This window comes from Aeromonas sp. MdU4 (genome assembly GCF_041929505.1).
Taxonomy (GTDB): domain Bacteria; phylum Pseudomonadota; class Gammaproteobacteria; order Enterobacterales; family Aeromonadaceae; genus Aeromonas.
The window spans coordinates 112,250-120,137 of sequence record NZ_JBHFMW010000004.1 but is presented as its reverse complement, the minus strand read 5'-3'; the positions used below and the strand labels follow the sequence as shown (position 1 = coordinate 120,137).

General features: G+C 51.2%; 16 protein-coding genes. 14 read left to right on the top strand and 2 right to left on the bottom strand.

All coding sequences use genetic code 11. From position 1 onward, the window contains the following. The 14 genes from ACE1BR_RS03065 to ACE1BR_RS03000 all read left to right on the top strand — a co-directional run. Positions 1-323: DUF2787 family protein (locus ACE1BR_RS03065; protein WP_374867507.1), on the top strand; the 323-nt coding region annotated here is incomplete at its 5' end. Between the two features lie 9 nt (positions 324-332). Further along, the gene (locus ACE1BR_RS03060) at positions 333-638 is read left to right on the top strand and encodes a hypothetical protein (RefSeq protein WP_374867505.1); all 306 of its coding nucleotides are present in this window, start codon (positions 333-335) and stop codon (positions 636-638) included. A 92-nt stretch (positions 639-730) separates the two neighbouring features. After that, complete coding sequence (gene radC / locus ACE1BR_RS03055) at positions 731-1,228, top strand: DNA repair protein RadC (protein ID WP_374867503.1); 498 nt, start codon at positions 731-733, stop codon at positions 1,226-1,228. Next, positions 1,225-1,416: a hypothetical protein gene (locus ACE1BR_RS03050; RefSeq protein ID WP_374867501.1), complete on the top strand. Its 192-nt coding sequence runs from the start codon at positions 1,225-1,227 to the stop codon at positions 1,414-1,416. The genes radC and ACE1BR_RS03050 overlap by 4 nt, the downstream gene beginning before the upstream one ends. 24 nt (positions 1,417-1,440) lie before the next feature. Further along, positions 1,441-1,779, top strand: coding sequence for a hypothetical protein (locus ACE1BR_RS03045; protein WP_172954945.1), 339 nt, complete (start codon positions 1,441-1,443; stop codon positions 1,777-1,779). A gap of 115 nt (positions 1,780-1,894) precedes the next feature. Beyond that, positions 1,895-2,401, top strand: coding sequence for a hypothetical protein (locus tag ACE1BR_RS03040; RefSeq protein ID WP_374867499.1), 507 nt, complete (start codon positions 1,895-1,897; stop codon positions 2,399-2,401). Beyond that, positions 2,401-2,616 carry a hypothetical protein gene (locus ACE1BR_RS03035; protein ID WP_374867497.1) on the top strand — a complete coding sequence of 72 codons (216 nt, stop codon included), beginning with the start codon at positions 2,401-2,403 and terminating at the stop codon, positions 2,614-2,616. The genes ACE1BR_RS03040 and ACE1BR_RS03035 overlap by 1 nt, the downstream gene beginning before the upstream one ends. Continuing rightward, on the top strand, positions 2,613-2,975 hold the full coding sequence (locus ACE1BR_RS03030; RefSeq protein WP_371167583.1) for a hypothetical protein: 363 nt from the start codon (positions 2,613-2,615) through the stop codon (positions 2,973-2,975). Before ACE1BR_RS03035 ends, ACE1BR_RS03030 begins: the two co-directional genes overlap by 4 nt. Beyond that, on the top strand, positions 2,972-3,298 hold the full coding sequence (locus tag ACE1BR_RS03025) for a type IV toxin-antitoxin system YeeU family antitoxin (protein ID WP_374867495.1): 327 nt from the start codon (positions 2,972-2,974) through the stop codon (positions 3,296-3,298). The genes ACE1BR_RS03030 and ACE1BR_RS03025 overlap by 4 nt, the downstream gene beginning before the upstream one ends. Positions 3,299-3,326: 28 nt before the next feature. Beyond that, entirely contained in the window at positions 3,327-3,869 is a 543-nt protein-coding gene (locus ACE1BR_RS03020) for a hypothetical protein (RefSeq protein WP_374867493.1), read from the top strand. Position 3,870: 1 nt separating this feature from the next. Further along, on the top strand, positions 3,871-4,227 hold the full coding sequence (locus ACE1BR_RS03015) for a hypothetical protein (RefSeq protein ID WP_374867491.1): 357 nt from the start codon (positions 3,871-3,873) through the stop codon (positions 4,225-4,227). Between the two features lie 84 nt (positions 4,228-4,311). After that, positions 4,312-4,626, top strand: a complete 315-nt coding sequence (locus ACE1BR_RS03010; protein WP_374867489.1) for a hypothetical protein — start codon at positions 4,312-4,314, stop codon at positions 4,624-4,626. Between the two features lie 207 nt (positions 4,627-4,833). Then, a complete protein-coding gene (locus ACE1BR_RS03005) occupies positions 4,834-4,989 on the top strand; it encodes a type IV toxin-antitoxin system YeeU family antitoxin (protein WP_374867487.1) in 156 nt (51 codons plus the stop codon). A 413-nt stretch (positions 4,990-5,402) separates the two neighbouring features. Next, entirely contained in the window at positions 5,403-5,924 is a 522-nt protein-coding gene (locus tag ACE1BR_RS03000) for a hypothetical protein (RefSeq protein WP_374867485.1), read from the top strand. Between the two features lie 37 nt (positions 5,925-5,961). On the opposite strand, the gene ACE1BR_RS02995 is transcribed toward ACE1BR_RS03000, so the two are convergent. Both ACE1BR_RS02995 and ACE1BR_RS02990 read right to left on the bottom strand, forming a co-directional pair. Continuing rightward, positions 5,962-7,257, bottom strand: a complete 1,296-nt coding sequence (locus ACE1BR_RS02995) for a DUF6575 domain-containing protein (RefSeq protein ID WP_374867483.1) — start codon at positions 7,255-7,257, stop codon at positions 5,962-5,964. Then, positions 7,258-7,674, bottom strand: coding sequence for a hypothetical protein (locus ACE1BR_RS02990; protein ID WP_139401085.1), 417 nt, complete (start codon positions 7,672-7,674; stop codon positions 7,258-7,260). It lies immediately after the preceding gene. Positions 7,675-7,888: the final 214 nt, after the last annotated feature.

The following is a 7,888-nucleotide window of genomic DNA, read 5'->3' as shown; positions in this document are numbered from 1 at the left end:
AACTCACCCGGCTTACCTTCCGCTTTCGCAACCCTGACTATCAACCTCAAAGTGGTGGCGTCCATCCGGTCGAGATCCAGCTGATACGTGGTCTTGATGGTTGGCTATTCGACTACGTCACTGATTTTAGCTACCAAGGCTTGGGACAAAATACCGAGCTCTGCAAAGAACTCGACTTCAACTTCCTGGATAACGAGCACTACCTGCAAGGCTGGGGACCGCTCCCCATGGTGGATGCCCAAGCGTTATTCAACATGTGGCAGAACAATTTTCTTGCCTACGCCCAGCTGGGCTTTTTTACCGTCACCGTCAGTGGTGACTGAGGAGGCATGATGCCCAAACATCCGATAGCCGTTGAGTTGGAGGCCATCAATCGAGAGGGAGAGACGCAGGTGGTACGTGACAGTGGCCTGACCGTGCAGGGCTACAGCGTCTATCTGCGGGCGGTGAAGGCCAGTGGCCTTGCCATGGCCACCTGGGTAGCGGACTACGACACCATTGGTCCGGCCTATGAACTGGCCGAACGGCTGAGTGTGGCACTCGCTATTCCGCTCTCCGTGCTGGTCCCCGGATCGTCGCTGATACAGGTAAGGCGTGAACCTACAGCCACATCAGGCCCCACCACCACGGCCAACTGACTTATCCTTAACATGTACCAACATCATCTCTACGACGTTGACCTCGGCATGCCTTGCGCTGCCGGGGTCTTTCTTTTTCAGGAGGATCCCACATGCGTTACCACAAGCTCAGAGCTGGGGAATGCCCCGGCACTTATATCGTCACCGAACCCGTGACCGAGCAAGAGCTGCTACACATTGCCAACCAGATTGCTCGCAAGCGCCTGGCCAAAGGCACTGCCATTACCAGCACCACGGACGCCACCGAGCGACTGCAAACCCTGCTGCAGGACCGGGAGCATGAAGTGTTTGGTGCCCTGTTCCTCGACGCCCAACACCGGGTGATTGCCTTTGAGGAGCTGTTTCGTGGCACCCTGGACAGTGCCAGCATCTACCCACGGGAAGTGGTCAAAAGGGCCTTGCAATGCAATTGCGGGGCGCTCATCGCGGTCCATAATCACCCCAGTGGTAACCCTGAGCCCAGTCAATCTGACCGGGTCTTTACCCAGGCCCTCAAAGAGGCCTTAGCCCTGGTGGATATCCGCCTGCTCGACCATCTGGTCGTTGGCGCTGAGGGCGTTGTCTCGATGGCCGAGCGAGGTCAGCTATGAACCCCATCCCCGGTAAAGCACACCTCACCACCATCGACATCCTCATTGAGCTGCGTTGCTGGCTTGCAGACAACGTCGACATGCAGGCTGAACCCGCTATCGTGGCTCATCTGCCCAATGGCTACCAACTCACCCAAGCCGATTGTATCGAGGCCATTGATGTACTGCTCCATCAGCTACGCCATTAGCCGCGCCAAGAAGGAACAAACGCCATGCGATTACCCAATCCCTATTCCCTTGAGGAAACGCTCGAGAAGCTGCGCCATAGCCTGACAGCCGTCAGCAACGAAGATGCGCAGGCGTTGCTGGAAAAGGCCGTCAACAAGGCGCGTGATGACGAGGTTTATGCTAGGCAGTTTGAAGAGACCTTGCTGCAGGGCTCTACCATCGAAATACGTGAGTGTTTCAGCTGCTTTGGCGACTACTTCGAGCGATCCCGAGACGTACCGCCCTATTACCCGCACCACGACGCCGTTAACGGCATTGATTCCACGCTCTACGCCATCCTGTTCGATGCCGCTCACCCAGAAGCCGAGCAGGCGCACGAATAACGCCAGCATCCCAAACCAGGATCATCAGCGCCAACACCATGATCCGGATATCCCGACATCACCCACAAGGCCACCTCACCGAAGGTGGCCTTTTGCATTTCAAGGAAAAATGCCTATGTCTGCCTTCATGATCGACCGCCAGGATTACCTGGCCTTTGCCGTGCAGTTACACCGCTTTTGCAATACCCCGATGCCACCGCACTACACCCTTGAGTTGCTGCGCACCCTCTGGTGGTTCCCGCCAGCAGACACGACCAGTACCTGGACATGGCGGGTAGATCGGTTGGTACGGTTGATGATGCTCGCCAACCGGCGGGCAGTCTGGCATCGCTATCAGCTGGGGCGTCAGCAGGAGCGTAAGGAACCACGTCAGCACTGCTCGACCAAGCTGAGTTCGCTTAAACCTGCCCACCGCTACCACCAGATACCACTCACCGATGCCGAACTGGTGGCGCTGTACAAATTCACCTGCTGCGCCCTGTACCAATCGAGTGAATGGAGCGGGAGCCCTGAGCAGGCACCTCGGCTTGTAAAGGTACTACAGCAGTTGCAACAGGCTCTCGCACAAGACGTGCTGACCCGGTTGTCACTGTGGGACCAAGCCCCTTGGGGAGAGATGTGATGAATATCTCCATCACCCTGACCATGACGACTTCACCACCGGACGGTACAGCCCAGATAGCTCAACGTATCGCCGATGACATAGCACACCTGCATCACCGTCTGGGTGATGGGGTCAGTGATGAACTGGGGATTAGCATCAGTTACCTGGTCGAACAGTTTGCGCTGCTGGCAGCGGCTTACCGTTCACCTGCAGAAAGAGAGAAACACCCATGATCGAATTCAACGATAGCTTCACTCAGGTCGCAGTCGCTCAGGCCATGAGCGCACATGGCGATTTGCATCGGCTCATTGCCTATCAGCTCACCTTCCCGAAGTGGGCACACGACTATGACGAGACCGGTAAGCGCACTGGCCCCGACAAGATCAAGCCCGTGCCAACGATGCACAAGACCACGCTGTTCGTGAGTCCACTGGACATGGTGGACAACCTGCCCCGCGAGATTAACTTTGCGTGGTGGGAGCGTGAGTGCAACGACCTCGGCTATCCCGTTGGGGAGTGGCGACGCACCATTGTGGGTGCCTACGTCAACCACGGCACCAACGACAATCCAAACTGGAGCAGCCACACATGAGCATCTTCGAGCACATGACATGGGGACTGGGCACCCCGAACCTACCCAAGCTGGGGGCTCGAGCCATTCTGCAACGTGGTTATGTTGATTTCCTAGGCGACCGTGCCGGTATGTACGGCGAGCCAGACGAGGCGTGGCGGGCCGAGTGCGACACGGTGCTGCCGCACTTCCTGCGTGAGTTAACCAAGATGGCCAAGGCATACAAGATATGCACCGACATGGACGTGGTGTTTCGCCTTGAACACAAGGGCTGGGTGTGTGAAGCCAGTCCGAGGCGCAGCTACGGCTACCTCTACCTCGACATCTACCACCCCGCTAACTAGCGGGGTGTTTGTTTCAAGGAGAAGTATCATGAACAAGTTCTATCACGTGGGCACACTGGCCCGCCGTGAAGTCACCGCCCTGCTGCACACGCTGACGCACAATGCAGCCGCCAATGCCGAGGGGATCCTCAACTACGTGGGCAGCAAGCTGAACCCCTACGACCCGCGCAAAGAGAAGGCCAAGGCACGGCACACATTGCGCCGGGTCAAGAAAGCCCACAAGGTGGGCCGCATCCCGCTTGAGCTCACCGTGACGGGTTGCCGCATCGACCGTGGCAGCCATCAGGCTGACCGTTACTACTACGACCGGACGCTACTGGCCCAAGGCTGGCAGCAATACGACACCGAAGAGGATGCCTGGTACTTTGGCATCTGGATTAACACAGAGAAGCTCGAGACCTTTACCTACACCGAAGGGGATACCAGTCATGTGATTGCGCCAAACGTTGAGGCGTTTCGCGCTGAATTGGCGCGGCTCTACCAGTACTACCCACAGGCCCCTGCGTTTATCAGCATCGACCCGGATGCTGGCGTTGTGACCCGCCATTTTGAAAGCAAACCGGAGGTGTGAAATGGCCAAACACATCACCATCAGAGTGCCTGGCAAACATCCGCAGACCGGTGAGCTCACCACCTTCGAGCTCAAGGGACAACGCATGGATATCAACATCGGCTGCCAGGTCGTGCCCTTCCTGATTCACGGGAGGGGCATAGGGACTTCGCTCACCCACATCCCGAGTGGTTACCGCATCGCGCTGCTCGGTGGTTGGCTCACCGCTCGTTACGCAATACCTGAGAATAAGCCCAGCAGAACAGCCTGTGCCCAGATGGTTATAGACCGGCTAGTGGCTCAATACGGCTCGCGACACCTGCTGGACCGGCTCAATTGCAAGCCAGTGATCAATGAGACGGCTGACAGCGCCCGTTGACGCCACAGCATCTCGCTCATCTACAGACAGCATAAAGGGCCAGCCTGAGAGGGCTGGCCCTTTTCATTACTGGAGTCACCGAACATGACCCGTCTTATCACCGGGCTCGAGGTGCATCGCTATGCCCCCGAGCTGAACAAACTGCATCTACGCAACCGCCAGACGTTACCCGCTCCCGGCATCACCACCATCAAGGAGGCCAAAACCCGTCTGTTTGGCCGTTGGCAGCCAGGGCATCAGGTGACCATCACCGTGAGCCACCCCGACTACGTCAATCTCTCACGGCTCTACCGAGGGCGACTGGCAAGCCTGACAGAGCTCCCAGAGCACCTGACCAGACTACGCCAGCGCCACAACGTGCCAGGCACCCGCATCGACATTCAACTGAGGTACCGCTAATCATGAGCACAACCCATCCCACGCACTCTCCAGAGCTCCAGTCTCTCACACCGCTTCCCAGCATTTGCTGGGGTCTGCCACGTGATATCTCCCCACGCTTTGGCGCTCGTCTGCTCGTCTGATACAGAGTCGCTACCGACTGGATTTTCTACCCGATCGAGCCAGTCTAATAGGTGAATGGAGTCAGATGCAGATAGCCAAGCTGCTGTGACCGGCGAACTGGATGCCCAACGTCAGCACTGCATCACTATCCAGCACGGAGGCTTTACCTGCGAAGCCGATACCCTTGGCAGCTACGGCTATGTCTACTTAGCCATTTACCCAACGACGAACATGGACGCCAATCCTGACCGCAAGGCGTGACCACCAATCCGCTTGTGGTAACATTTTTCAACCTACTCGTCCGTGATAAGTGGGTCGGTCGTGGGGAAGGCCAATTCATGGCCTTCCCTTTGTTTTTTATGATCCCATCCTAGATGGAATCACCGTTTCCTGAACCTGACTAACTCCAATTTTTCCGGTATCATACGAGCCATGTTTCATCTGAGAGCAAGGTACCAACATGCCATTTTGGAATTGAGTAAACAAGAATCAAGTTAGGGAACTCGGCACCAAAGTGCCACACAACCTGCCGCAATCAGAGATCTATTACAGGAATACTCCCAAGAAAATGTACCAATGATTGGCCAAAAACAACCTAAAAGTCATTCCTACTTTGTAAAGGCTCTAATTTCGCTATCGCGAGTTAAATTGAAGTTAACCTAAAGGATTCCAGTATGGATAAAGTACAGAATGAAAATTGTATAGATAAATGGCGATTTATCCTCTCCTTCTTTCTTTTCTTCTGGATAATAACCTGCACCTTAATCACAGTTAAATACCTTCTCCTTACTTGGGTTGGAGATTATACCTTTCTAGCCTTATTACTTCAGCCTGCAGGCGAACTAGTGATCAGTGATGAAATAAGATTGGCTACATTTACGATTGCCGGTGCTTTGCTTGGTGGTTCAACCCTCAGCATTACTTCGCTGCATAAGTATTCGGCAGTAACTAAAACTTTAGATATAGATCATGTGTGGGGGTATCTCATGGCACCCGTACTTTCAATTGTAATCGGTTTACTTATCTTCTGCCTGCTCTATAGCGGATTAATGGTTCTGAACGGTGGAACTAGTGTAAATTCTGAATTATCCAGCGTTAGGATTGGATACCTTTCTCTCGGGGCAATTTGTTCTTATAACTGGGATGTATTCATACTAAAACTACAACGATTATCAAAGCATGTAGATAATGGGTAAAGAGACCATCGTTCTCTTTACCCACTACCCTAGTTTACTATATGCATGAACTCATATTGGTGTAATGGGGTTTTAATTGCGTACACCAAGACTTGAGGGTATTGGCTCGCCGTGAAATCGTGTCACCAGAAAGAGATGGACAGCATTGGCTTAAGAACTCCATCGCAGTACTGGCATCAATGTCAGCCAGACTTGTAATGTCACAATAATTCATCCACGCCCAAGCACACTCACTCCCCTCAAAAGCATTCGCTGTAATTCGATATCGTGTACTCTCATCAGAGAGTGCCAGTCGTTCCCCTTGTGGGGTTAATTCTCCATTGTATTCTAGGAATCCTAGAATAAGTGCGGCATGGCGATAATAATCAACTAAGCGTTTATCTACATTCAAATTTTCCGCTGTGATTGGCTCGTTGTTCCATTTGAGTTCAACATACTGAAATACTGTTTCAATACTATTTCCCTGTGGGACCTTGATGGATGAGATATAGGTCATAGCTCGTGATTTAAGCTTCGATAAATATAATTCAGCATCAACTTTATAAAGCTTAATGATCTGATCTGGTGATGCTGATGAGCGAAGTTCAAAGTCAACGCTTGATAACTCAAGTGCTTTCAAGAAATTAAGAAAAACCTTGATGTCGATATCATTTGATTCCAACAGATGGGTTATGTCCTTCTTGTGGATCATAAGTGATGATACTTGACCTAAGAACTCTTCAAACTTTGAGAGCTCCTCTGCATGTAACGAAATAGCGAAAGAACCATAACGCGCATTCAGCGCCTGCATATTTCCTTTCACACCTATTGAACGATTGAAGCCGAATACCAACTCACTGAAGCGATCACACACTTGGCTCATGTGTTCAAGTGAAACGTTTTGTTTTGCCTTTTTATTATATTTTGAGACAATAACTTCATGTGTAGGCACAAGATTATCATTCAATAGAGTAGATGAATATGCTACAACTCTTTTAACAAAAATCCCTGGTGCTGGTAGAGTTATTTCCGCTATTTTGTTTTTATGCTTAAACTCAAAACTTAACGAAAGCTCTGTTGAAAAGGGAAGTGCCAGTGCGCAAAAGTAGTCTTGCTCTTGACGTTCGAGCATATCACGCAGACCGACTTTTGCTTTTTCATAAGCAATGAGCCGAGCTTTAGAGCATGGGATAATGTACCAATTTTCATAATCAGCATCATCCCCTACCCAGTAAACGAAGAAGGTTGAACCACTTTCATTCTCGGCGTAGAAGATCTTAGGTCCCTCAAATTCAAGATAGACGTTAACTATTCTAAGCTGACCTAATGCTGGGACACTGGCAAATATATCCATTTATTTCACCTCACTAAAATTCAGGTGAACACGACTGTTCTTTTTGAGCCACAGCGTGAAATGCCCCGCAACTAGCGTTTTGCGGATTTTCCCCATACCAGCACTTATCGTGCCACATGCGAGCTTTCGCTGCTTTAAAGCCTCGGGCAATGAGGCCATAACCTCAACCAACAAATCTTTGCTATTCCACACACTGGTGCCATAAACAGCCTGTTTTTCCTCCAAAGTATGACATTGTTTATGCCTATTTGGTTGCTCCTGATGAGTACAAAAAAAGCATTTTTCAGTCGGAGGAATCGACTTGACTAGCCTATACACTATTTCCTCTGCATTTGCATCAAAGGCATCCATTGGAGGAAGTGCTAGGTCGGAAGGGTAAAAATCCGGCCAACCATCCTTATCATCGTTTTTCTGCACTTTAATTTCTTTCTCTAGCCAGTCCAGGAATATGCTTCTACGACCCATCAAAAAGCGAAATGCATTATAAAATCAGATAAATGTTTCATCGCGAAGCGTTCACTTAATGGCCTAGCATTATAAATGGATTTGTAAGTAAAGAAAATTTTTCTTCGTATACAATCTCTACAAAACTTACCATCTCCACACATTTGGTAAGCATCGACTAGGCTAG

Excerpts from the sequence above, each read along its gene's own strand:
- ACE1BR_RS03060 (WP_374867505.1), top strand. The coding sequence starts at position 333 with ATGCCCAAACATCCGATAGCCGTTGAGTTGGAGGCCATCAATCGAGAG.
- radC (WP_374867503.1), top strand. The coding sequence starts at position 731 with ATGCGTTACCACAAGCTCAGAGCTGGGGAATGCCCCGGCACTTATATC.
- ACE1BR_RS03050 (WP_374867501.1), top strand. The coding sequence starts at position 1,225 with ATGAACCCCATCCCCGGTAAAGCACACCTCACCACCATCGACATCCTC.
- ACE1BR_RS03045 (WP_172954945.1), top strand. The coding sequence starts at position 1,441 with ATGCGATTACCCAATCCCTATTCCCTTGAGGAAACGCTCGAGAAGCTG.
- ACE1BR_RS03040 (WP_374867499.1), top strand. The coding sequence starts at position 1,895 with ATGTCTGCCTTCATGATCGACCGCCAGGATTACCTGGCCTTTGCCGTG.
- ACE1BR_RS03035 (WP_374867497.1), top strand. The coding sequence starts at position 2,401 with ATGAATATCTCCATCACCCTGACCATGACGACTTCACCACCGGACGGT.
- ACE1BR_RS03030 (WP_371167583.1), top strand. The coding sequence starts at position 2,613 with ATGATCGAATTCAACGATAGCTTCACTCAGGTCGCAGTCGCTCAGGCC.
- ACE1BR_RS03025 (WP_374867495.1), top strand. The coding sequence starts at position 2,972 with ATGAGCATCTTCGAGCACATGACATGGGGACTGGGCACCCCGAACCTA.
- ACE1BR_RS03020 (WP_374867493.1), top strand. The coding sequence starts at position 3,327 with ATGAACAAGTTCTATCACGTGGGCACACTGGCCCGCCGTGAAGTCACC.
- ACE1BR_RS03015 (WP_374867491.1), top strand. The coding sequence starts at position 3,871 with ATGGCCAAACACATCACCATCAGAGTGCCTGGCAAACATCCGCAGACC.
- ACE1BR_RS03010 (WP_374867489.1), top strand. The coding sequence starts at position 4,312 with ATGACCCGTCTTATCACCGGGCTCGAGGTGCATCGCTATGCCCCCGAG.
- ACE1BR_RS03000 (WP_374867485.1), top strand. The coding sequence starts at position 5,403 with ATGGATAAAGTACAGAATGAAAATTGTATAGATAAATGGCGATTTATC.
- ACE1BR_RS02995 (WP_374867483.1), bottom strand. The coding sequence starts at position 7,257 with ATGGATATATTTGCCAGTGTCCCAGCATTAGGTCAGCTTAGAATAGTT.